The 22612-nt window shown below is 62.6% G+C and carries 19 protein-coding genes and 2 pseudogenes; 8 read left to right on the top strand and 13 right to left on the bottom strand.

All coding sequences use genetic code 11. The features are described 5' to 3' along the window. Positions 1-104 precede the first annotated feature (104 nt). The 12 genes and pseudogenes from B2696_RS10810 to B2696_RS10760 form a co-directional block, all read right to left on the bottom strand. Entirely contained in the window at positions 105-1451 is a 1347-nt protein-coding gene (locus B2696_RS10810; protein ID WP_286955362.1) for a DUF3100 domain-containing protein, read from the bottom strand. Next, positions 1451-2668: a M20 family metallopeptidase gene (locus B2696_RS10805; RefSeq protein ID WP_286955360.1), complete on the bottom strand. Its 1218-nt coding sequence runs from the start codon at positions 2666-2668 to the stop codon at positions 1451-1453. Before B2696_RS10805 ends, B2696_RS10810 begins: the two co-directional genes overlap by 1 nt. 108 nt (positions 2669-2776) lie before the next feature. Then, positions 2777-3922 carry an N-methyl-L-tryptophan oxidase gene (solA, locus tag B2696_RS10800; protein WP_286955358.1) on the bottom strand — a complete coding sequence of 382 codons (1146 nt, stop codon included), beginning with the start codon at positions 3920-3922 and terminating at the stop codon, positions 2777-2779. A 37-nt stretch (positions 3923-3959) separates the two neighbouring features. Further along, entirely contained in the window at positions 3960-4463 is a 504-nt protein-coding gene (locus tag B2696_RS11615; RefSeq protein WP_376778878.1) for a hypothetical protein, read from the bottom strand. A 91-nt stretch (positions 4464-4554) separates the two neighbouring features. Then, positions 4555-5009, bottom strand: a pseudogene (locus B2696_RS11610) (ornithine cyclodeaminase); the annotation flags it as partial. Positions 5010-5144: 135 nt separating this feature from the next. Next, a pseudogene (locus B2696_RS10790) lies at positions 5145-6344 on the bottom strand (ammonium transporter). A gap of 249 nt (positions 6345-6593) precedes the next feature. Beyond that, positions 6594-8807 (bottom strand): NADP-dependent isocitrate dehydrogenase, encoded by a 2214-nt coding sequence (locus B2696_RS10785; RefSeq protein WP_286955356.1) that lies wholly within the window; start codon positions 8805-8807, stop codon positions 6594-6596. Between the two features lie 72 nt (positions 8808-8879). Then, on the bottom strand, positions 8880-9776 hold the full coding sequence (locus tag B2696_RS10780; protein ID WP_286955354.1) for a siderophore-interacting protein: 897 nt from the start codon (positions 9774-9776) through the stop codon (positions 8880-8882). 9 nt (positions 9777-9785) lie between these two features. Further along, entirely contained in the window at positions 9786-10580 is a 795-nt protein-coding gene (locus tag B2696_RS10775) for an ABC transporter ATP-binding protein (RefSeq protein WP_286955352.1), read from the bottom strand. 9 nt (positions 10581-10589) lie between these two features. After that, complete coding sequence (locus B2696_RS10770; RefSeq protein WP_286955351.1) at positions 10590-11594, bottom strand: FecCD family ABC transporter permease; 1005 nt, start codon at positions 11592-11594, stop codon at positions 10590-10592. Continuing rightward, positions 11594-12529, bottom strand: a complete 936-nt coding sequence (locus tag B2696_RS10765; protein WP_286955366.1) for a FecCD family ABC transporter permease — start codon at positions 12527-12529, stop codon at positions 11594-11596. Before B2696_RS10765 ends, B2696_RS10770 begins: the two co-directional genes overlap by 1 nt. A gap of 66 nt (positions 12530-12595) precedes the next feature. Then, positions 12596-13675, bottom strand: a complete 1080-nt coding sequence (locus B2696_RS10760; protein ID WP_286955349.1) for an iron-siderophore ABC transporter substrate-binding protein — start codon at positions 13673-13675, stop codon at positions 12596-12598. A 186-nt stretch (positions 13676-13861) separates the two neighbouring features. Between B2696_RS10760 and B2696_RS10755 the strand changes: the two genes are divergently transcribed. The 6 genes from B2696_RS10755 (at position 13862) to B2696_RS10730 (ending at position 19534) form a co-directional block, all read left to right on the top strand. After that, a complete protein-coding gene (locus B2696_RS10755; protein ID WP_376778877.1) occupies positions 13862-15133 on the top strand; it encodes an MFS transporter in 1272 nt (423 codons plus the stop codon). A gap of 35 nt (positions 15134-15168) precedes the next feature. Continuing rightward, complete coding sequence (locus B2696_RS10750; protein WP_075730996.1) at positions 15169-16068, top strand: exodeoxyribonuclease III; 900 nt, start codon at positions 15169-15171, stop codon at positions 16066-16068. 56 nt (positions 16069-16124) lie between these two features. Next, positions 16125-16316, top strand: a complete 192-nt coding sequence (locus B2696_RS10745; RefSeq protein WP_075729223.1) for a hypothetical protein — start codon at positions 16125-16127, stop codon at positions 16314-16316. Between the two features lie 116 nt (positions 16317-16432). Beyond that, positions 16433-17455: a tryptophan--tRNA ligase gene (gene trpS / locus B2696_RS10740; RefSeq protein WP_286955345.1), complete on the top strand. Its 1023-nt coding sequence runs from the start codon at positions 16433-16435 to the stop codon at positions 17453-17455. Positions 17456-17547: 92 nt separating this feature from the next. Continuing rightward, positions 17548-18627 (top strand): YhjD/YihY/BrkB family envelope integrity protein, encoded by a 1080-nt coding sequence (locus tag B2696_RS10735; RefSeq protein ID WP_286955343.1) that lies wholly within the window; start codon positions 17548-17550, stop codon positions 18625-18627. A 49-nt stretch (positions 18628-18676) separates the two neighbouring features. Beyond that, positions 18677-19534, top strand: coding sequence for an RDD family protein (locus B2696_RS10730; protein WP_286955341.1), 858 nt, complete (start codon positions 18677-18679; stop codon positions 19532-19534). On the opposite strand, the gene B2696_RS10725 is transcribed toward B2696_RS10730, so the two are convergent. Beyond that, complete coding sequence (locus B2696_RS10725; protein WP_286955339.1) at positions 19500-20714, bottom strand: D-alanyl-D-alanine carboxypeptidase family protein; 1215 nt, start codon at positions 20712-20714, stop codon at positions 19500-19502. The two genes, B2696_RS10730 and B2696_RS10725, sit on opposite strands and share 35 nt — an antisense overlap. A gap of 39 nt (positions 20715-20753) precedes the next feature. On the opposite strand from B2696_RS10725, the gene B2696_RS10720 reads away from it, so the two are divergent. Both B2696_RS10720 and B2696_RS10715 read left to right on the top strand, forming a co-directional pair. Beyond that, positions 20754-21608: an adenosine deaminase gene (locus B2696_RS10720; RefSeq protein ID WP_276623532.1), complete on the top strand. Its 855-nt coding sequence runs from the start codon at positions 20754-20756 to the stop codon at positions 21606-21608. Then, entirely contained in the window at positions 21608-22612 is a 1005-nt protein-coding gene (locus B2696_RS10715) for an alpha/beta hydrolase (RefSeq protein WP_276623533.1), read from the top strand. Before B2696_RS10720 ends, B2696_RS10715 begins: the two co-directional genes overlap by 1 nt.

Here is a 22612-nt window from a genome sequence, read left to right as displayed (position 1 = left end):
GGGGTTAATGAGGATGATCCGAATGCGCCACCGCGGCGCGGGCGCCTTGCCCGCGAAGGCGGAAAGATAATCTGGCAGCCCCCGCCGGGCGATAAAGTGTCCGGCTAGAGAGTCCACATGCCGAGCGAGAACTCGGCGATAACGACAGAAAAGAGGAACGAGGCCACGATGGCCGTCACGCCGACCGGGATGATCTTCCACCCGATTTGGCGCAAGAGGGGAGCGTCTTTGCCGATAGACAGCCCTGCCATGACGAGGACTACCGTACACAGGGAGAGGTAGTCAACGCTGCCGACCCAGTCGTGCATGACGCCGGTCAGGGGCGACCATGGCGAGGAGATGGCTGTGCCCAGAGTCGTGACCCAGATGATGGTGGAAATAGGTTTAAACGCCTTGTGCAGGAGCATGCTCAGCGCCACTAGCGCGTCCATCGTGAGGTATCCCCAGAGGTACTTGATGTCCCATCCGCCGGTTTCGATGGTGGCCGTAAAAAGCCCCAGCGCGTTGATGATGGCGAAAGAGGTCCACAGCGGAACCGAAACCGGACGCATATTGGCGCTGATCTTCTCGCGCAGGGCCCGGTTGGCTTCGCCTTCTTCCGCACTGACGACGGCGTCTGCCTGCTTGCCGCGCGTAAGGAAGTGGTAGAACTTGTCGGCGAGCGGGAGGGCGATGAACACGCCCACGTACACGCCGCCGACGGTGGTGATGAGGTTGGATACCGCGGCTAGACCGGACACGGTGGCTGCAGCGTCCGGGTAGATGTCGACGATGGAGGCGATTCCCGCCGCCATCATTGACCCAGAGCCCACGCCCACGCCCATCGCCAAGGCGCCTGGGTCGAAGATGTCGAGGCTGGCCACCAAAGAGGTCAGGAAGGAAATGATGACTGCGCCGAAGAGTGTGCCAAAGACGTACATGGCCAAAACGCCGCGATACTGATCGGAATCTGGGCCGTACTTCTCGTTGACCATCGCGAACGCAGGCTCGCGGTCGAGGGAGAAAGTGGCGCCAATGGTCGCCGGCCCCATCTTCAAAGCCACGGCCAGCGGCAACGCCAGCACGATGGTCCCGAGAAAGTGGCCTACCTCTTGGAGCAAAAGCGCTGGGCCTGCTTGCAAAATGGTGCGCAGCTCCGGCCCGATGTTGAAACTGAGCCTGGCGACGAGGAAGAGGACGAAAAGGCCCAGCAGGGCATTGGCGGTGCGCTGGACAAATACGGGGACGGGCTTGACCTTCTGCATCGAGATTAGTGCGCCCAAGATGAGGCCCCAGACCATGGGGAAGATGCTGATCGTCGCGGGACCAACCGGAATAGTGACCTTGCCGATGATCGAGGCCACAACCGCAATAAGCACCGACAGGACAACCAAAGGCAGAATCTGGTGCTTTCCGGCCCTATCGATCGGCGCGGCGGCTGTCCCTGTGTGCGGGCGGTGAGTGATGGACATTAGAGGTTCCGTTCTTGGAGAAGGGCGGCGTCGGCAAGAATCTGCTGGCGGCGATGGGGGTTGGAGGCGACATCCTCGGCTATCCACGCCATGGCGAGGGCGGAATCGAACATGAGGTCATAAGCGGCGTCGGTGTCGGCGGCTTGGGTAAAGGCGGCAGAGTGGAGGCTCTCGTGCGCTCCGCTCACTCCGACAAAAGGATGCAGGGAGGGGAAGCGCTGCGAGACGTTGCCCATATCAGTCGACGCGGCATTAACACCGAGCGATCCGTTGAGCGGGCGGCCCAGCACAGACATGGCCTCGTTCCAGGCGGTGCCCAGCGTCGTGTTCTGCAGCAGTGGCTCATACAAAGGCTCTAGCTCGACGGTGTCCATCGTGCACTGCGCCGCATGGGCCCCGGCCTCAAGACAAGCGACGATGCGTTCGCGCAAAGTGGTCCACCCTTCGAGGGTTACAGCCCGGCATTCCCAGTCCACTACGGCGCGCTCGGGGATGATGTTTGTTTCGACCCCTGCCTCGCGGGTGATAAGGGCAAAGCGATGCCCATCCTCGACCTGCTGGCGCAGCATCCCCGCCGCAACCTGAGCGATGATCGCCGCATCTGAGGCATTGAGCCCGCGATGCGGGAAGCCGGCCGCGTGCGCGGCGCGCCCGTGGAAAGTGGTCTGAAAGCGCCCGACGGCTTGGGAGGTGGAGCCTAAGACATCATAGGTCCCGACGTCGGGGCCGGGGTGCGTCATCATCGCTAGATGGGTGCCGACAAAGGCTCCGTTGTCGAGCATGATCTGTTTGCCTGCACCATGCTCCTCGGCCGGGGTGCCGATGAGGTGCAGCGTGATATCGAGTTCATCTACCAGCCCTCGCAAGGCCAGGCCGGCACCGAGGGAGGCGCCCGCGATGATGTTGTGCCCGCAGGCGTGACCGATGCCCTCCAAGGAGTCATACTCCAGGCACAGTGTGACGACGAGAGAACCGCTACCTGCGGTGGCGCGGAAGGCGGTATCAAGTCCGGCGAAGGGAGCTTCGACGCGGAATCCGGCTTCGGCAAGCACTGCAGCTAGCTTCTTGGCGCTGTTAAATTCCTGGAAGGAAGTTTCCGGCTCCGCATGGATGCTGCGAGCGGTAGCGAGCACCGTCTCGGCCTGTTGGGAGAGGGATTCGGCGATGCGGCGCTTGCGTTGGTCGGGGTGCGCGAGCGCCGCGGAAAAATCATGCATCGAGGTTCCTTGTTTCTTACTAGCTGGAGAGTCGTCAAAAACAAGCTAAGTATAGGAGCCACGACCGCCGAATCCGAACCCATTTCTGTAAATTGACTGAAAAGGGGGTTATACCGCTGCCAGCACCGGCCCGTGTGCCTCGATTCGGAAGTCGGGATGATGAAGTGCGGTGTCCTCACCCAGCGCCAACGCGGTAGCGAGCTTGCGCACCGCAGGAGAGAGCTTGAACCCGTGGCCAGAGAAGCCAGCCGTAACAACGACGTTGCCCACGCGGTCGATGATGGGTGTCTTATCCGCGGTGTAGGTATCGAAGTGCACCGAGTAGCGGTTAGGCTCCGCATCGACGCCGGGGAATAGCCCGGCGACTTGGCGTCCAAAGGCAGAGACTGCGTCTCTTTCAAGGCGCAAGTCTGCGTCCTCGACGCGTTCGGTGTCGGGTCCGCCCCACAGGTCGAGTCCGGAAATCTTGACGGAATACCCGTCGACGCAGGGTGCGCCGAAGACGTGGAAATCATCCTTGTCCCAGATGAAGTAGGGGAGCCGGTCAGGCTGGAAGAGCTGGAGGTCCTTGGGCAGGAACCAGGTGAGAGCCAGCTTTCGTACCTCCAGCAGCGGCGTGAGCTGCGGCAGCACTAACTCGGTCCATGCGCCGGCGGAAACGATGACGGAGTCAGCATTGATGGTGCGCTGGGAGGTGGTCACCGTGACGCCGCTGCCCGTGTCTTCGAAGGCGAGGACTTCCTCGTGTTCGTAGATGGTTGCACCGTTAGCACGAGCTTGTTCCAAGGCGGAAAGGACCGCCAGCTCGGGGCGCAGCGCCCCGCCCAGCTTGTCGACGACGCCTTCTTCCGTATCCTTGAAATCCATGGCAGGGAAGCGCTCGCGAAGATCCGCGGCGCTGAGGTGCTCGTGAGGCAGCCCCCAATCCTTGATGGACTGCAGCATCATCTGGAAAGGCGCATTGGACTCCTCGCCAATGGAGATGACTCCGAAGTTGAGGAAGAGCTGACGGCCAGAGGCGGCGGCGAGCTCTTGCCACAAGTTGCGCGCTTCTTTGAGAATGGGAACGTACTTGGTTCCTTCTTGGTAAGCCGCTCGGAACAGGCGCGATTCACCGGTGAAGGCGCCGTATCCGTGAACGAGGCCGAATTGTTCGATGCCGACGGCTTCGACGTCGGCGTGCTGGGAGAGCTGCCATAATGACATGGAGCCCATGGTGCCCAGCCCGATGACGACGACTTTTTTGCTGCTCATGAGTGAGATTTCTTCTTTCTTAATGATGATAGTGGTGTTATTTGATGGCCGGTTCGTCCCAGAGAAGAAGGTTCTGGCCGAGGCCCTTGGCGTGGGCGTTGTCGTAGACCTCGGTTGCCCAGGCGACGTCCTCGACGGGCATGCCGCCTACCGAGGAGAGGATGCTCTCATCCTCGTTGCGGCGCGCCGGGGTGCGCCCGGCGGAGATGTCACCAATCTGGTCGAAGTTGGAGGCGTCTAGCTGGCCTTTCTCCACGAGTCCGTTCCAGTGGCAGCCGGGAATACCGAGGATCTGATAGGCCTCGTCGCCGTATTCCTCGGCCCAGGCATCGTAGAGTCCGTGGTAGTCAAGCACGAGACGGGTGTTGTCTTCGCCTAAGAAGTCGTCGTCGAAGCGCGCGGCAGCGGGCAGGAGCAGGAGCGCGCCGGGCTTGATGTCTTCTTTCTTGAAGTAAGGAAAGGCGGAGGAGCCGGCGGCGTCGGTTGTCGTGGCTGCGATGACGATGTCGCTGTCCCGGGTGGCCTCGGCGTCGGTTTCCAGGCGATAGACCTCGGCGACGGAGGGGATAGGTCTGGGTTACCCATTCGATAAATGAGTCGGTGCTGCCCTGACTGCGCCCCTTGACCTTGATGGGCTTGATCCCCGGCCTCAGAGCAATGACTGCCTCGACGAGGGGGCGGCGCATGACTCTGGGGCCGATGACGCCCAGGCTGGTGGCGTCTTCCTTGGCACAGTGCTTGACTCCCACTCCGGGCACGGCGTCGGTGCGATAGGCTGAAAGCAGGTTGCCGGACATGATTGCCAGCGGAACGCCGGTGTCGGTGTCATTCAGCGTGGATGTGTGGATGGAGGGGGGAGCCCCTTCTTGCGGTTTTCGGCGTTGAAGCCGTACCACTTGACTCCGGTATTGCGGAAGCGGCCGCCCAAGTAGGCGGGCATGGCCATGAAGCGGCGGTCGGGGCCGTCGGTAGGCATGGAGTCGAAGCGTGGCTGCGCGGGGAAGCTCATCATTGCGCCGTGCGAGTTCGCGTTCTGACCGGCCATGCGGTAGTCCTCGTCGGCGAGGAGCACGAGGGTTTCATCCATGACGTCGATGCAGCGGGCGATATCGGTTACCCCGGCCTCGATCATGTCCGGCTCGGAAAGGTAGAGAAACTCTATGCGAGTCGAGGCCTGCTCGGGGGTCTGAGACATTGGAAAATACTCCTTGTAGAAAATGGGTTAGGCGTTTGCGGTGCGGGTGTCGTAGGCGCTTTCGTGATGCTCTGCCAGGTCGATGCCCGCGAATTCGTCTTCGTCGCTGATGCGCAGCTCCATGAACTGGCTCATCATCTTGAGGATGAGCCACGAGACTCCGAAAGCGAATACCAGGGTGACGATGATGGCAGCCGGCTCGCGCCACAGCAGCGACAGTTCGCCGCCGCGGAAGACTCCCGCGAACCCGGCTGGGGCGGCGGGGTTGCCAAGGAACATTTCGTATATTGCTCCGGCGATGCCGGCCATGCCGTGAACCGCGAAGACGTCGAGTGAATCATCGAGGGCGTGACGACGCTTGAGGGAGATTCCCCACGCGGCGACGATAGCGCCGAAGATGCCCATGGCCATCGCCCCTAGGGGAGAGACCGCGTCTGCGGAAGGCGTAATGGCGACGAGTCCGCCGAGCACACCGGTACAAAATCCCAGCAGCGTGGGCTTCTTGCTGGTAATCCACTCGTAGACCATGAAGGCGAAGGCGCCCATAGAGGCGGCGATGACGCTGGTCATGACGACATAGGTAGCGAGGAGGTTTGCGCCACCTGCGTGCCGCCATTGAATCCGAACCAGCCGGCGATGATGATGCCCAGGCCGATGAGGACAAGCGGCAGGCTGTGCGGGCGAGTCATCGAGGTCGAGCTGCGTCGACCGAGTATGACAGCAAGTGCCAGTCCCGTTGCGCCGGCATTCATGTGCACGGCGGTGCCGCCGGTGAAGTCGTGGAATCCGAGGACATCGCGCATCCAGCCGCCGACGTAGCCGGTCTCGAGGTCAGAGATGGCAAATACCCAGTGCGCCAGCGGCGCGTAGACGAACGTGAGCCAGAAGAATCCGAAAATCAGAAAGGCACTGATTTTCATGCGGCCGGCAGCGCCCGAGGAGGTCAGGGCTAGAGAGATTGCGGCGAAGAAGATGTAGAAGGCTGCCCACAAGGTGGAGCGGGCGCCGTCATCTTCCATGAGGTTGGCAAATCCGAGGTACTCCAGGGGGTTGCCAATGATACCTAGTCCGCCAAGTGAATCGCCGACGACGAGCCATGACCATCATGAACATATTAAGAACTTGCTTTTGTCCGAGCATTCCGCCGTAGAGGAGGGCCAGGCCCGGGAATATCAGAGAGACAAGTGCGAATGCGCTGAGCACCCACGCGACGTCTGCTGCTTCCATTCGCATCTCCCGTCTTTTGAAGGTGTGGTGGACGCCAAAGAGAAATAAGTACCTACTGCCAAATAGATAAACCGGCTGGGTTATTTCTTTCAAGCAATAGTTATGGTGGTGTCACACCCCCGCGGGGTCTAGAAAGTAGTGTTAAGCAGCGGATTTAGGGGAAACCGGCGGCTATAAGAGTGGTAGAAAACAACGAAACCGCGCCTGCCCGCCAAAAAGGCGGACAAGCGCGGTAAGCGCGAAGAGAGGCTACTTCAGGCCGTCGATGATGGCGTTGAACTTCGCCACCGGACGCATGACCTGGGTGGTCTTGGCGTCATCGACCCAGTAGTAACCGCCGAGATCGGCGGGGGAACCCTGTACGTCGAGAAGGCCTTGGGCGATCTCCTCGGCAGCGGAGCTCAGCTCCTGCGCGAGGCGCTGGAAGGTCGCTGAAAGGGCGGCATCCTCGGTCTGCTGAGCGAGCTCCTCGGCCCAGTAGGTGGCCAGGAAGAAGTGCGAGCCGCGGTTGTCGATCTCGCCGACCTTGCGCGAAGGAGACTTGCCCTCGTTGAGCAGCTTCTCGGTGGCCTTATCGAGGGCCGCAGCCAGCACGCCTGCCTTCTGGTTGCCGTGAGCGTGCAGCTCGTGGCGGAAGGACTCCGCAAGCGCGAGGAACTCACCGAGCGAGTCCCAGCGCAAGTGGTTCTCCTCTTCCACCTGCTGCACGTGCTTCGGGGCGGAGCCGCCGGCTCCGGTCTCGAAGAGGCCGCCCCCGGCCATGAGCGGAACCACGGAAAGCATCTTTGCCGAGGTGCCCAGCTCGAGGATGGGGAAAAGGTCGGTGTTGTAGTCACGCAGCACGTTGCCGGTCACGGAGATGGTGTCCTCGCCGCGGCGGATACGCTCGACGGAGGTCTTGGTGGCCTCGATAGGCGAGGCGATGGTGATGTCAAGACCCGCGGTGTCGTGGTCACCCAGGTACTTTTTCACGAGGGTGATGAGCTGCGCATCGTGTCCGCGGGTGGGGTCGAGCCAGAAGATGGCGGGCATGCCGGAAATGCGCGAGCGCGTCACGGCCAGCTTGACCCAGTCCTGGATGGGGGCATCCTTGGTCTGGCAGGCGCGCCAGATATCGCCAGCCTCGACCTCGTGGGAGATAAGTGCCTCGCCGGCCTTGTTGACAACGGTGACGGTGCCGGCGGCCGGAATCTTGAAGGTCTTGTTGTGGGAGCCGTACTCCTCGGCCTTCTGCGCCATGAGACCGACGTTGGGCACGGTGCCCATCGTGGTGGGGTCAAACTGGCCGTGTGCCTTGCAATCCTCGATGACAGCCTGGTACACGCCTGCGTAGGAGGAATCCGGAATGACGGCAAGGGTGTCCTGCTCTTCGTCGTTCTTGTTCCACATGTGCCCGGAGGTGCGGATCATGGCGGGCATGGAGGCGTCGATGATGACGTCGGAGGGGACGTGGAGGTTCGTGATGCCCTTGGAGGAGTTGACCATGGCCAGGTCAGGGCCTGCGGCCAGAGCCGCTTCGAAAGCTGCCTTGATTTCAGCGCCATTGTCCAGCGCGTCGAGGCCGGCGTAGATGGCGCCGAGGCCGTTCTCGCCGTTAAGGCCGGCGGCCAGCAACTCATCGCCGTACTTGGCAAAGACATCAGCGAAGTAGGCGCGCACGACATGGCCGAACATGATCGGGTCGGAGACCTTCATCATGGTGGCCTTCAGGTGTGCGGAGAAGAGCACGCCCTCCTCCTTGGCGCGCTTGACCTGCTGCGCCAGGAACTCGTCGAGGGCTCGCGCGGACATGAAGGTGCCGTCGATGACCTCGCCCTTGAGCACGTCGAGGCCGTCGAGGAGGATGGTCTCGGTGCCGTCAGCGGCGGTGAGCTTGATGGTCAGCGTGTCGGCCTCGGGCATCACCACGGACTTTTCGTTGTGGCGGAAGTCGCCGTGATCCATGGTGGTGACGTTGGTCTTGGAATCGGCGGACCAAGCACCCATGCGGTGCGGGTGCTTCTTCACGAAGTTCTTCACTGCCTGGGGTGCGCGGCGATCGGAGTTGCCCTCGCGCAGGACGGGGTTGACCGCGGAGCCCTTGATGGCGTCATAGCGCGCGGCGATTTCTTCTTCCTCGGGCGTGGCGGGGCTGTCCGGGTACTCCGGCAGATCGTAGCCATCAGCTTGCAGCTCGGCGATGGCCTTCTTGAGCTGGACCAGAGAGGCCGAGATGTTAGGAAGCTTGATGATGTTTGCTTCCGGGGTCTTGGCCAAGGCACCGAGTTGGGAAAGGGCGTCATCGATCTTCTGGTCCTCGCGCAGGCGCTCCGGGAACTGGGAGATGATGCGGGCCGCCAGCGAGATATCGCTGGTTTCGACGTCGATGTCGGCGGTTGAGGCGAAGGCTTCGACGATGGGCTTAAAAGAGTACGTCGCGAGCAGCGGCGCCTCATCGGTACGGGTCCAGATAATCTTCGACATAATTCTCCTAGCGGTTCTCAAGAAATGTTCAGTTGATAAGGATACCTACTTAGTGATCGGCGCGTGGGATATTTAGCCCTCGGCCGCCCCGCGCTTCCAATAGCCCATGAAAGAGACCTGGGAGCGGGGGATTCCTGCGCCACGTACCAGCATCCGGCGCATATGCTTGACGACGCCGCTTTCCCCCGCAATCCACCAGTACGCGCCGCCGCTCGTGCGGGGATCAATCTCCTCGCCTGAGGAGGAGAAGGCTGGGGTTTCCCAGAGGATGTCAGGATCGGGCGCGTCCTCCGTTTCTGGCGCTGGGGAGGGCAGGCCGCGGTGGCGGGAGAGGACTTCGATAAGCAAGGCCCCGAGCTGCGCATCCTCGCGCGGCAGCCACTCGATACTCACTCCGGGCGGCGCGTTGACCTCCTGGCGATCAGCCGCGGTGGGAACCTCGATGTGAATTGTGCCGGTGAGGGTTTTAGGCCACTCATCGACGATGCGGGCGAGCGCGGGCAGGGCAGTCTCGTCGCCAAAGAGGTGAACCTCGTTTGCGTCGGCGGGTTGGAACTCGATGCCGGGGCCGGATTCATCGTCGGCGCTGGGCGCGACCACGTAGATGTCATCGCCGGGGGTGGCACTCGAGGCCCAGGTGCAGGCGGGGCCGGCTTGACCGGGGGCGGTGTGGAGGATAAAGTCGACGGTGAGGATGCCGGTGTCGCGGTCGAGCTCGCGCACCGAATAGGTCCGCATTGCCCCGCGGGTGGCGGGATCGAGGCTTTGCCAGACCTCGAACCAATTCTCCTGCGTGTCGGTGGGGAACTCCACGAGCCCGGAAGGACCGGGGAAAATCAGCTTGATGCGCAGATCGTGAATGTGGCCTCGCGGGCCCATGTACTTAAGGCCGCTCAAGCGCACGCGCTGGAAGTTGGGGGACAGGCGCTGCGTGGAGACGACGGTGGCGCGGAAGGGATGATAAGGCATAAGTGCTCCTTAGAGAACGTGGTGGTGGCCGATGGGCATGACTGCGGGCAAGCCGGAGACGGGATCGTCGATGATGAGGGAATCCACGCCGAATACGTGGCGCACCGTCTCGGAGGTGATGACCTCGCGCGGGCTGCCTTGGGCGTAGATTTTGCCGTCCGCTACGGCGATGAGCTCGTCGGAATAGCGCGCGGCCAGGTTGAGATCGTGGAGGACCATGGCGATGGTCGTCCCATGTTGTGCGTTGAGGTCGGTGAGGAGATCGAGGACTTCGAGTTGGTGCTTGATGTCGAGGTAGGTGGTGGGCTCGTCGAGAAGCAAAATATCTGTGCGTTGCGCGAGCGCCATGGCGATCCATACCCGCTGGCGCTGGCCGCCGGAGAGCTCGTCGATGGAGCGCTCGGCCAGCTCGAAGGTGCCAGTTGTGCGCATCGATTCCTCCACTATTTCGTAGTCCTCGGTGCTCCACCTCCCCAGCATGCCTTGGTGCGGGGTGCGCCCCCGCCCGACGAGGTCGGCCACGACGATGCCGTCGGGAGCTATCGGTGATTGCGGCAGAAGGCCCAGAGACTTGGCTAGCTCCTTGGTGCGGATCTCCGCGATAGCCTTGCCGTCCAAGAGGATCTCTCCGCCGCGCGGCTTGAGCAGGCGCGAGAGGGAGCGCAAAAGCGTGGACTTGCCGCAGCCGTTGGGTCCCACGATGGAGGTGACCTTGCCGGGGGCGATGTCGACGCTCAAGTCGGTGATGATGTCGGAATCGGCGTATCCCAGGGAAATGCCGCGGGCGGCTAGTTGTCTTTGCATGGTTGCTCCTTAACGGTTGGTGCGGGTGAGCAAATAGATAAGGAAGGGTGCGCCGAGCACGCCGGTTATCACGCCGACGGGGTAGCGGGTGCCGAAGAAGTACTGGCCAGCGAGGTCACCCGCCAACACGAGGATGGCGCCCACGGCCGCAGCCGGGGCGAGCAGCGCGGGCCCGGGCCTGAAGAGCCGGGCGGCAATCGGCCCTGACATGAAAGCGACGAAGGCGATGGGCCCCGTCGCCGCCGTGGCCACGGCGATGAGGAGGACGGCTCCCACGATGGTGGCAATGCGAACGAGGTTCACGCGCAGTCCAAAGCCGGTTGCCAGGTCGTCGCCCAGGCGCAGCACAGAAAGCTGGTTGCCGGCGAGAATCATCAGCGGGGCTATGACGGCCACGGTGGCAAGCAGCGGGAGGGTACGCTCCCACGACATCGTGTTGAGGGAACCCGTAATCCAGCGCGTGGCTGTGGGCAGGTCCCAGGACGCAGCCTTGGAGAGCACGAAGTTGGTCCATGCCTGCAAGATGGCCGCTATGCCGATGCCGATGAGGATAAGGCGCGTGCCGGTGAACCCGGACTTGAGCGACAGCAGGTAGATGAGAGCCGCGATGATCAGCGAGGCGGCCAAGGAGAACAGGGAAACGGTGGTCTGGGAGACGTTGAAGAAGATGATGGCCGTGATGCCGGCGGCCGAGGCACCAGAGGAGATGCCGATGATGTCCGGCGAGGCCAGCTGATTGCGCAGCATCGTCTGAAAGGTCACGCCCGCCATGCCGAAGGCCACCCCCGCCGCGACGGCGGCGGTCGCCCGCGGCAGACGCAGATCTCCGACCGTAAAGGAGGCGCCAGGCACGGTCTCGCCGGCGATGACGCGCAGGACCTTGCCTGGCCCGTAGAAGGTCTCGCCGAACATGAGGTTGGCCAGCCACAGCGCCACCACAAGCAGGATGAGTGCGCACAGACGCCAGGCATAGGAGCGGGCGCGGGCGCGCTGGGCTTGCTTGATAGTTGTCATCACAGTTCACGCACCTTGGTCCGGCGCACGATCCAGATGAATAAAGGTGCGCCAATAAGCGGGGTGAGAATGCCGACCGCCACCTCGGAGGGGCGGGCGACCACGCGGCCGAGAGTATCCGCGCTGACCAACAGCAGGGCCCCGGCGAGAGCGGTGGCAGGCAACAGCCAGCGATGATCAGTGCCCAGCAACAGGCGCATGACGTGGGGAACGATGAGGCCGACGAAGGCGATGGGCCCAGCTAGGGCCGTGGCCGTTCCGCACAAGATGACTGCGCCCACTGCGGAGAGCACACGGGTGCGCAGGACGTTGATGCCGAGTCCGGTGGCGACGTCGTCGCCAAGCGCGAGGGCATTGAGCCCAGTCGAGCACGCCAGGACGATGAGGGTTCCCAGCACCAGCAAGGGCGCGGCCATGCCGATGAGATCCCACTGCGCGCCGCCGACCGAGCCTATCTGCCAGAAGCGAAACTCATCCATGACATCGGCGCGCGGCAAAAGGACGGCGCTGACCAGGCTAGAGCACGCGGCTGCGGTGGCTGCGCCGGCGAGGGCTAACTTGAGCGGCGTGGCGCCGCCGCGACCGAGCGAGCCGACGAAGTAGACAAATACGGCGGCTGCGAAGGAACCGACGATAGCTGCGATCATGGTCGGAACCGGACGCGAGAGCCCGAAGAAGGCGATGCCCACGACCACGGCCAGCGAGGCGCCAGAGAGCACCCCGAAGATTCCGGGATCCGCCAAAGGGTTGCGCGTCATTGCCTGGAACGTGGTGCCAGCCAGAGCTAGAGCGGCGCCCACGAATATGGCCAGGACCGTGCGCGGTACCCGCAGGTAGGCGGCGGCCTCGCCGGCGCTGGCGGTGGAGCCCCCCAGTGCGGAGACGGCATCGGATACAGATATTGTGCGGACGCCACACATGACCGAAGCCACCATCGCACAGGCGATGGCGGCCACAAGCCCGCACACAATGGCAGTCTTTTTAATATTCACAACGAGGCTTTAAGCCTTCAGGCCCTCATTGAGCGCTGCGAAGTAACGGTCGATGCCCCACGGGATAGACAGCGGGGACTGGTTGGCCGAGGCACCGAGGGGGCCATCATCGAGGAAAGCAACGTTGCCCTTTTCGACGGCGGGGATCTTCGACTTCAGCGGATCTTTCTGCAGCTCCTCGATCATCTTTTGATCGTCGGCTGCGTTGCCGGAGGAATAGGCCACGATGAGATCGACGTCCTGGAAGTCCTCGGGCTTTTCGGCAGAGACTTCGACCCAGAACTGATCGGAGGTACGCGAGCTTTCCTCGACGATCTTCGGAACTCCCGTACCGTGGTCAGCGAGGAAGCCCATGCGGGGATCGCCGGTGGTGTAGAAGCCGATCTTGGAGTTATCCGTGCCGCCGCCGAAGGCGGTGAACAGGACCTTCTTGCCCTCCAGGTTGGGGTACTTCTGCAGTGCCTGCTCGGTTTGATCGTTGAGATCTGCGATGAGCTGCTCGCCCTCCGCCTGCTTGCCGATGGCCCGCGAGTTGAGCTTGATCATATCCTCCAAGGAGGTCTCCCAGGGCAGTTCGGGGTAGGCCACGACGGGTGCGATCTTGGACAGGGTGTCGTAGTCCTCCTTCGTGATGCCTGAGTAGGAGGCCAGGATGACATCCGGCTTGGTGTCTGCGACCTGCTCGTAAGGGATGCCGTCAGTCTCGTCGAAGAGGACGGGAGTCTGTGCACCCAGCTCCTTGAGCTTGTCCTCGGTCCAGGGCAGGACTCCGTTGTCGTCATCATCTCCCCAGGTGGTCTTGGACATGCCTACGGGAACAACGCCCAGGGCGAGGGGAACCTCGTGGTTGGCCCAGCCCACGGAGGCTACGCGCTCGGGAGCCTTCTCGATGGTGGTTTCGCCGAAGGCGTTGGGAATGGTGACGGGGAACTGCTCGGTGCTCTCAGCGTTCCCGTTGTCCCCGGTACCATTGGAGGCGGCAGAGGACGTGGTTTGGCCTTCGCCGCTGTCATCCGCGGAACACGCGGCGAGACTGAGGCCGAGGGAGCCGGCCAGTAGGGCGGCGGTCACCGCGCGGGAGAGATGCATTATGGTCCTCCTGTAAAGGGATTTAGGTTAGCCTATCGCAAACTCAAATCATGTTACCAAACCTGACGCTGTGCGCAAGAACCTCTTTTGCGAGGAAGATCACCGATCCCCCGGGCCGGCCAGGATTTTCACTAACTGCCAGCGTGGCCGTGCTTAACAAGGCGCTGGACTGTAAGGTGGCTGCTCGTGAAAATCATCGATGAGCAGACCCCGCAATCTGCACAGGAGGCCCACGCCAGCAAGAGGATCCACGTGCGCAGGAAACAGCTGCCTCGCCAGACCGAAATCACGCCGGGGCGGCGCACCATCGTCATGCTGGCCATGGCGCTGGGCGCCTTCGCCATCGGCACGACCGAGTTCGTCTCGATGGGCCTTCTCCCGCTCATTGCCGCCGACTTCGGAATCTCCGAGGACCACGCCTCGACCCTTATCGCCATCTACGCGCTCGGCGTGGTGGTGGGAGCACCGCTTATCGCGGCTTTCACGGGAAAGCTTCCCCGCCGCCGCCTCATCTTGTTGCTCATTGCCTTTCTCGTCGTGGGCAACCTGCTCTCGGTCTTGGCGCCCAATTACGCAGTCCTCATGGCGGCGCGGTTCATCGCTGGTCTCCCACATGGTGCTTACTTCTCCGTTGCTAACCTCTCGGCGGCCTCGATGTCGCCCCCGGGCCAGCGCGGACGCGCCATGGCCTTCGTCGGCATGGGGCTTGCGGTGGCCACGGTCATCGGCGTTCCGGCCGCTCAGGCGCTCGGCTCGGCCTTGGGCTGGCATGCGGCCTACGTGCTGGTGGTTCTCTTAGGCGCCACGACCGCCACGCTGCTGTTCTTCCTCATGCCGCACATGACGGAAATGCCTTCCACGGATATCTCCACCGAGTTCAAGGCCTTTAAGAACTCGCAGGTGTGGCTGACCGTCATCATGGGCGTCGTCGGCTTCGGCGGCATGTTCTCCGTCTATACCTACATTTCTTGGACCATGACGGAGGTTGCCGGCCTGAGCTCGAATCTCATCTGGGCGGTGCTGATGGTCTACGGCATCGGCATGACTGTGGGCAATACCTTCGGTGGCTGGCTCGCTGACCGCAACCTCGAGTTTGGAATTATCTTCGCGTTGGGAATGCTTGTAGTAGCGCTGGTGTGTTTTTACTTCTTCTCTTCCAGCGCCATCCTGGGTTCTATCTTCTTCGGCATCGTTGCCTTCTTCGGCTCCACGTTGGTGCCCTCCCTGCAGCTGCGGCTCGTGCAAGTAGCCGGGGACGCGCAGACACTAGCCTCCGCACTCAATCAATCCGCCCTCAACATCGCGAACGCCTCCGGCGCCGCGATTGGTGGCATCGTGGTCGGCGCAGGCTTGGGATACTCCGCCCCAGCGGTGGCGGGTGCCGGCCTCGCCGCCGCCGCCTGCCTGGTCTGGGGCGTTACGCAGTGGGATAAGAAGCGCCTGGCCCGCCGGGCATAGGCCGCGTGTCTGGCGCGGTGGTTATGCTTGAGCGCATGACTTTTTGCATCGCCACCGTCAACGTCAACGGCATTCGTGCCGCCTGCAAGCAGCGCAACGAAGATAACCCGGGCATGAACGCCTGGCTGGAGAACACTGCCGCGGACGTCGTTTTGCTCCAGGAGGTCCGCGCTAACCCAAAGGAGACCGAAAAAGCGCTGGCGCCCTCCCTGGACCGGGGCTGGAACCTCGTCCAAGCAGAAGCTGCGGCCAAGGGGCGCGCGGGAGTGGCTATCCTCTCGCGCACCCCCTTGGAGGATGTGGAGACTGGTTTCGGGGACTTCACTGATTCCGGGCGCTGGCTGGCGGCCACCACCGCGGGGATTCGGGTGGCCTCGCTCTACCTGCCTTCGGGGGACGTCGGGAGTCCCAAACTGGATGAGAAGTACACTTTCCTTGATCAGTTCGCCGGGGTCTTGGACAGGGCCGCGGAGGCCTACCCGGAGATGGTCATCGGCGGGGACTGGAATATCTGCCACCGCGCCCAGGACCTGAAGAACAATAAGCCCAATGAGAAGAAGGCCGGGCACCTGCCGGAGGAGCGGGCCTTCATGGATCATGTCTTCGGGTCTTTTCCTGATGCCGCCCCGCAGGAGAAGAAGGGCCTCGGCAATTACCTCGGGGTGGTGAACTATTCGGCGCGCACCACGTGGGAGGCGGCGCGTAATCCGCAGTGGTTCGATGTGGCTCGACGTTTGCAGCCTGAGGCAAAGGGGCCCTATACGTGGTGGACCTACCGCGGACAGGCTTTTAACAATGACGCGGGTTGGCGCATTGACTACCAGGCAGCCACCCGTGCCATGCTTGACCGGGCTCAGCGCGCCTGGGTAGACAGGGCGCCCACGGTGGAGCAACGTTGGTCAGACCATTCTCCGCTCGTAGTCGAATACAGCTAAGACCTATAGTGGTAGAGTAAATCCGTCTTTAATTCTAATCTGCACTGGAGAAGCTCATGACCCGCGCGCTCATTTACTTGGTCCTCGGCGCTGTTTTGCTCGCCCTGGGTATTTGGTGGTGGACCGTTATTGGCCCATCATTCGCCTTCTTGGCACCGATCATTTTGCAGGGTATCGGCGGAGCCTTCATCGTGAGCGCTTTCGCCGTATTCTTGGACGTTCGTAATCCAACGTCCCGCAAGCTCTAAACTAGAGCGCGGCGCCTGAATAGAGGGGGGAGTGGGGAAGTCTTTCCTGCTCCCTTTATCCGTATGTCTACACCACCCCTCCCCGGGCAGCGGGGAACATCTCAATGAGGACAATCATGACCGAGCACACTTCTTCTTTCTCTCGCGTACTTTCCGGCATCCAGCCCACCGCGGACTCCTATCACCTGGGTAACTTCCTCGGGGCCTTGAAGCAGTGGATAGACCTGCAAGATAGCTATGATGCTTTCTACTTCATCCCGGATCTGCATGCCATCACCGTGGCGCAGGATCCGGAGGAGTTGCGTCGGCGCACCATTGCGGGCGTGGCGCAGCTTATCGCCTTGGGTATTGACCCGGATAAGTCCACGCTCTTCGTGCAGTCGCACGTGCCTGCTCACACGGAGTTGACGTGGGTCCTGCAGTGCTTGACCGGTTTCGGTGAGGCCTCGCGGATGACGCAGTTCAAGGATAAGTCGGCCAAGCAGGGCTCGGATCGCACCACGGTGGGGCTGTTTACCTACCCCATGCTCATGGCGGCGGATATTCTGCTGTACTCGCCGCACTACGTGCCCGTGGGCGAGGATCAGCGCCAGCACCTCGAGCTCACTCGCAACCTGGCCGAGCGCTTCAACTCGCGCTTCGGGGAGACCTTCCGTGTGCCTGAGCCCTTCATTCCGGAGGGCTCGGCCAAGATCTACGATTTGCAGGATCCCACCTCCAAGATGTCTAAGTCGGGGGATAATCCCAAGGGCATTATCAACCTGCTGGACGCGCCCAAGACCTCGGCCAAGCGCATCAAGTCCGCCGTCACCGATGACCTAGGTGTGGTGGCCTTCGACAGGGAGAAGCAGCCGGGTGTGGCCAACTTGTTGGTCATTCAGTCCAAGTTGAGCGGGGAGAGCATCGATTCCCTGGTGGAGAAGTATCAGGGCAAGGGATACGGCCACCTCAAGGTCGACACCGCCGAGGCGCTCGAGGCTTTCACCACCCCGCTCAAGGCGCGATTCGATGAGCTGATGGCGGATCCCGCCGAGATTGAGAACATTTTGGCCAAGGGCGCCGCGCGCGCCCGCGAGGTGGCGGATCCCCTGGTCGATGAGGTCTATTCCAAGGTTGGCTTCCTCCCGCGTCGCCGTTAGTTTCAGTTTCCGGCGCTTGGCGATGTCGCCTCCCCATACCGCGCCACCCAAATGCGGCTAAGATGTGAGATAAGTTACAGAAAGGTGATGGCATGGCCACGACAACGCAGTCCGACGCATCCCGCAGCGACGAGTATGGGATTGAGCGCGCGCACGCCGATAAGCCGGGGCCGGTAGAAAAAGTGCGCGAGCGCTCGCCCTTCGTTGATCATCTCCTCCGCATGAATGACCGTTATAGCGGGGCAGGCGGCAACCAGTACGCGGCGGGAATCACCTATTACTCCGTGCTCGCTGTCTTTCCGCTGCTGATGATTGCGGTGGCCACGGCCGCCACGGTGCTTGCTGCACGCCCGGATCTCTTCGATCAGCTCCAGGGGCGTATCGCGGAGTCCGTGTCGGGCGAGCTGGGAGGGACGCTCAACCGGGTCCTGGAGACGGCCGTCGCCCAGCGTGGCGCCATGTTCGGCGTCGGCGGCCTGACCACCTTGTGGTCGGGGCTGGGCTGGATGGGCAACCTGCGCATTGGAATCTCCGCGATGTGGGGCATTGACCCAAATGACGGCGGCGGTTTTGTGCGCACCAAGATCTCCGATTTCCTAGGCCTAGTAGGGCTGCTTGTCGCCCTCGCCATTGCCTTCGGTGTGACGGTGGCTGGGACTTCCGGCCTGAGCACCCGGATTTTTGACCTCCTCGGCATTGAATCCTTCCCCGGCAGCGGCTGGGTGGTCTTTCTTATTGGGCTGGTGGCCGGGCTCATCGCCAACTTCCTCGTTGTCTGGTGGATGCTTGTATTCTTACCGCGCACGCGGGTTCCGCTGCGCTCTGGTCTCATCGGTGCGGTGATAGGTGCGGTGGCGCTCGAGATCCTCAAGCAGGCCTCGACGCTTATCATGTCCTCGGCTGCGGGCAACCCCGCCGGCGCAGTATTCGGCCCGGTCATCGTGCTGATGGTGGTGATGTACCTGCTGTGGCGCGTTGTCCTTTATGTCTCGGCGTGGACGGCAACCACAGAAGAATCCCTGGAGCTCGTGAAGCCACCCGTGCCAGAGCCAGCGGTCATCCGCGTGCGCAACGAGATTAAGAAGGGCCCGCCTGTGGGGCTAAGCGTAGGCGCGGGGGCGGCGCTTGGCGCGCTCGCAGCTGGCCTGCTCAGCCTGCGGGGGCGCAAGTAGGCGGGGTGCTTTCGGCGCTTTGTCGGGCGATGGCTCTAGAATGTCTGGCATGAGCCTCGATTCCCCTGCCGCAGACCTTTATACTCACTTTTCTCTCGACAGTCGTGATACCTGCCGCGAGCTGAGCATCCTTCTGGAAGCCAAGCAAGCGCAGCTCGGTTCTCTGGGGTTTTTAGGGGAGAGCGACGAGCTGGCCCAGGTTCGTACCGCCCAGCAGATTCTCTCCTCCCCGGAAAAGCGCGCCACCTATGATCAAGGAATCGATCAGGGCATGCAGCCCACGTGGTCCACGCTGAGCTTCTTGGCGCAGCACGGCGAATGGCCGGCTGCCAACCCGCAGCCGCAGAACACCATGTACGGTTCTTATGCGCCGACCTACGCGCAGGCAGGAGCTGCTCCTTCCTCTCCTTATGGAGATCCCCTGCAGCAAAACCACTTCACTAATCAGCCGGTTCCTCAGGCAGGCAGCGCCGAGGCGGCCGCACAGCGTCCCACTGGCGGAACGCGGTTTCTCATGGCCGTGGTGGATTTCTTCCTGGCCACCGCGGCGGCCTCACTGCTGACCGCGCCGCTCGCGGTGGTTTTCAATTCCGATGTCCTTGTGGTCGTCACTGGCCTAGTGATGGCGCTCTATGCCTTGGGCTTTGAGGTCCTAGCAGGCGGAAGCCCGGCCAAGCTGGCCATGGGCTACCGAGTCCGGGACATTGAGACCAAGCAGAAGCTGAGCGTCGCGCAGTCCGCGAAGCGTCAGTGGTGGCGCCTCATCAACGTGGTTCCTGGTATTGGCCAGGTCGTTGGCCTCATCGCGGGCATGGTGTATCTCGGCACGATCACCCCGGCCAAGGGCATGCGCGGCACGCACGACGAGATCGCTAACGCCGAAGTAGTGAAAAAGCCCCTCCAATAATCACGAGCAGGGCCACGAGTGCTGCCACCGCCCACCCGGCCCAGCCTTCGATGCCGCGCACGGAGGAATCCGCTCCCGCAGCCACGGCAGTAGGCGCGGGTGTGGGAGTAGGCGTTGGCGTAGCGGTGACGGTTGCGGGCGCTGAGGCGCGCTGCAGCGTGCCTACGCCTTGCCCGGGCTTGACCTTATAAGCCTCGTGGAGGAGGGTCTGCGCCTGTTCCCAGGGGCGGTAGCCGTGCTCGACAGTGGTGTCGAGAAGCACTGCCTGCAGCCTGCGGCCGTCGCGGTTGAGGGCGCCGACGAAGGTATGGTGGGCGTCGTCAGTAAAGCCGGTCTTGCCGCCGATTCCTTCCGGATCGTTGAGGTAGAGGTGGTTGTCATTCCACAACTCATAGCCAGGCATATCGCCCCAGCCGGGGAAATCAACGTGCTCGGTGCCCACGATGCGCGCGAAGGTCGGGTTCAAAAAAGCCGCCTGGTAGATGAGGGAAATGTCCTCGGCGGACGTCGACATTCCTGCGGCGTCAAGCCCTGAGTAGCTCGAGGCATGCGTGGAGCGCGTGCCCAGCTGGTGGGCCAAGGCGTTGACCTTATCCAAGGCCACCTCGTCGTCGCCGAGGGCTTGGGCCAAGGCATGGGCGGCATCGTTGCCGGAGGCCAAGAGGAGGCCGTCGAGCAGCTGCTCTACGGTGTAATTCCCACCAGGGCCGATGCCAACCGCGGAACCGTCCGCATCGGCGGATTCCTGGGTGACCTCCACCTTGCGGTTAAGGTCAAGCTCGTCGATGACGACGAGGGCCAAGAGCGCCTTGATGATGGAGGCCGGCCGGTAACGGCCGTTGGGATCTTTCATGGCGATGACCTCGCCGGTGTCGATGTCGGAGACCATCCATGCAGAGGCAACGACCTCCGGGCTGACCTCGAATCCGGCGGGAACGGTCACCCCGCAAGACTCCGCACTGTCCACCGCAGGCAGGGGAGTGGGGGCGGTGGCATTGGGGGCGAGACGCTCGGAGGTGGTCACCGGATCCTCCGGCACGAGGGCGTGCGGGCAGTTATCCGTATTCGGCGCCTCGGTACGGGTTGAGGTCTCGCTCGCGGGTGCGGGAAGCTCTTGGCCGGCGGCCACAGGCGCACTCAACGCGATCGCGAGAAGGGTCGTGAGGACAGTTTTCTTCATAGCATGACAGATCTTAGGCCCATGCCTACTATGGTCCATATGCATGACGCGCCTCTTATCAGCCCCGAGAATAAGGACTACTCTCCGGAAATTCTCGCGGGCCTGCCTAAAGTTGATATTGACGTAACTTTTGAACCGGCGCAGATGCCGACCACGCCGGAGGAATTGACCGCCGCCCTGCGCACCACGGTTGAGAATCTAGTCAAGGATAACGTGGTCTACGCCGAGATTCGCCTCGATCCGCAGTCCTATGGCTTCGGCGTCGAGGCGGCGCTCGAGGCCGCCGAATCCGCACTGGGTGTAGAGGGGATAGATGCCCGGCTGTTGCTGACCAGCGCGCCGCAGTCCGCCATCGCCCGCAAAGGATCGACGGTGGCCGGCTACGTCATCAGTGGTGAGCTCGATGAGCAGGTGGTGGCAGACCTGCGTGCTAACTTCGTTCCCTTCGTCGCCGATGTAGAAGGCGAGGACTTCCAAGCGGTCGCCGCCGCGGTCCAGGCAGGCGCCACCCGCCTGGCGCATGCCACGCAGCTTATCGACGACTTCGGTGCCGACCTCGACGGCATCCGCCCAGGAACGGTGTCCTGCTGGATTAGGGATCGCCACATCGCGCTGAGCTTCGATCCACTCCGCGAGGTCGCCGAGCTGCCCGATCATCCGCTTCCCCTGTTGCAGCAGCTGGGCTTTACCTGCGCTCTGAGCGCTGGTGCCGGCGATATCAATGAGACCTTTGTGGCCCTGACGCAGGCCTTTGGCTACGGGCTGGAGGAGTACTTTGATCTGACGATCAAGGCCATCGAGAACTCCTTTAGCTCCCAGGAGGAGCGTCAAGTGCTCATCGAGGAAGTCATCTTGCCCGCCTATGAGGAGCTTGCCCAGGGCGAGGAGGAGTGATGCGCAGGGGGGTCTTCGCCGCGGCTGGAATAGCTGCAGGTGTCGCAACAGGGTGGTGGGGATATAAACGCCACCGGCTGACGCGCGCCGTCGCACCGGAGTTGCGCTCCCCGTTTCTCTACCTTGACTCCGCGTTCATCCCCGGATGCGTGGTGGCCCCACTAAGCGTGCTCATTCGCTCCGTGAATCTGGCACGGGCGATGCGGCAGCCCGTCGAAGTAAAGGAGATTGCCGGCGAGTGTGAAGGCCATGACTTCCACGTGCGCATACTTCGCCCGCCTGCAGCTCAAGTACCGGCCCCGGCGGTGCTGTGGATGCACGGCGGCGGTCACTTGATTGGTAGTCCCGCCTTCTACGATCCCCAGAACTCCGAGCTGGCAGCGACGCTGGGCGCGGTGGTCATCTCCCCGTACTATCCCAAGTCCACGCAAGCGCTCTTTCCCGCAGGCCTTAATGCCTGTTATGCCGCCCTGCGGTGGGCGCAGGAACATGCGGAGGAAATGGGCTTCGACAAGCAGCGCATCGCCATTGCCGGGGACAGTGCAGGCGGGGGACTCGCCGCCGCCGTGACACAGCGGGCCTTCGACGAGGGGCATCCGGTGTGTTTCCAGGCGCTCATTTACCCCATGCTCGATAATCGCACCCCTGACAAGGAGGGCGCGGTGGGGAAGTTCATGTGGACCGCGCCCTTCAATCGCGCGGCCTGGTCTTCCTATCTGGGCAAGAACCACCGGAGTGAGGGCCTGAAGCGCTATGCCGCGCCGGGGCGGCGGGAAGACCTTCAGGGACTTCCGCCCACGTGGCTGGTGGTGGGGGAGCTCGACCTCTTCCACGATGAAGTCGTGGACTATGCGCGGCGCCTGCGAGGTGCGGGAGTGGACACCACCGTCGAGGTTATCCCGGGTGCCTATCACATCTTTGATCAAATACGCCCCGCCGCTGGGGCCTCGCGGAAGATGTTTAGACACTTTGCGGAGGCCCTGCGCACGGGGCTTGAAGGCTAG

This window comes from Corynebacterium sp. UBA4397, assembly GCF_002390965.1.
Lineage (GTDB): Bacteria > Actinomycetota > Actinomycetes > Mycobacteriales > Mycobacteriaceae > Corynebacterium > Corynebacterium flavescens.
This window is presented reverse-complemented; position numbering and strand designations above follow the sequence as displayed.

What these genes read in the sequence shown, in the direction of transcription:
- B2696_RS10750 (WP_075730996.1), top strand. Translation starts at nt 15,169, where the DNA reads ATGACTTTTTGCATCGCCACCGTCAACGTCAACGGCATTCGTGCCGCC.
- B2696_RS10810 (WP_286955362.1), bottom strand. Translation starts at nt 1,451, where the DNA reads ATGTCCATCACTCACCGCCCGCACACAGGGACAGCCGCCGCGCCGATC.
- B2696_RS10735 (WP_286955343.1), top strand. Translation starts at nt 17,548, where the DNA reads ATGGCCACGACAACGCAGTCCGACGCATCCCGCAGCGACGAGTATGGG.
- B2696_RS10730 (WP_286955341.1), top strand. Translation starts at nt 18,677, where the DNA reads ATGAGCCTCGATTCCCCTGCCGCAGACCTTTATACTCACTTTTCTCTC.
- B2696_RS10720 (WP_276623532.1), top strand. Translation starts at nt 20,754, where the DNA reads ATGCATGACGCGCCTCTTATCAGCCCCGAGAATAAGGACTACTCTCCG.
- solA (WP_286955358.1), bottom strand. Translation starts at nt 3,922, where the DNA reads ATGAGCAGCAAAAAAGTCGTCGTCATCGGGCTGGGCACCATGGGCTCC.
- B2696_RS10725 (WP_286955339.1), bottom strand. Translation starts at nt 20,714, where the DNA reads ATGAAGAAAACTGTCCTCACGACCCTTCTCGCGATCGCGTTGAGTGCG.
- B2696_RS10715 (WP_276623533.1), top strand. Translation starts at nt 21,608, where the DNA reads ATGCGCAGGGGGGTCTTCGCCGCGGCTGGAATAGCTGCAGGTGTCGCA.
- B2696_RS10745 (WP_075729223.1), top strand. Translation starts at nt 16,125, where the DNA reads ATGACCCGCGCGCTCATTTACTTGGTCCTCGGCGCTGTTTTGCTCGCC.
- B2696_RS10760 (WP_286955349.1), bottom strand. Translation starts at nt 13,675, where the DNA reads ATGCATCTCTCCCGCGCGGTGACCGCCGCCCTACTGGCCGGCTCCCTC.
- B2696_RS10775 (WP_286955352.1), bottom strand. Translation starts at nt 10,580, where the DNA reads ATGCAAAGACAACTAGCCGCCCGCGGCATTTCCCTGGGATACGCCGAT.
- B2696_RS10780 (WP_286955354.1), bottom strand. Translation starts at nt 9,776, where the DNA reads ATGCCTTATCATCCCTTCCGCGCCACCGTCGTCTCCACGCAGCGCCTG.
- B2696_RS10770 (WP_286955351.1), bottom strand. Translation starts at nt 11,594, where the DNA reads ATGACAACTATCAAGCAAGCCCAGCGCGCCCGCGCCCGCTCCTATGCC.
- trpS (WP_286955345.1), top strand. Translation starts at nt 16,433, where the DNA reads ATGACCGAGCACACTTCTTCTTTCTCTCGCGTACTTTCCGGCATCCAG.
- B2696_RS10805 (WP_286955360.1), bottom strand. Translation starts at nt 2,668, where the DNA reads ATGCATGATTTTTCCGCGGCGCTCGCGCACCCCGACCAACGCAAGCGC.
- B2696_RS10785 (WP_286955356.1), bottom strand. Translation starts at nt 8,807, where the DNA reads ATGTCGAAGATTATCTGGACCCGTACCGATGAGGCGCCGCTGCTCGCG.
- B2696_RS10765 (WP_286955366.1), bottom strand. Translation starts at nt 12,529, where the DNA reads ATGGTGGCTTCGGTCATGTGTGGCGTCCGCACAATATCTGTATCCGAT.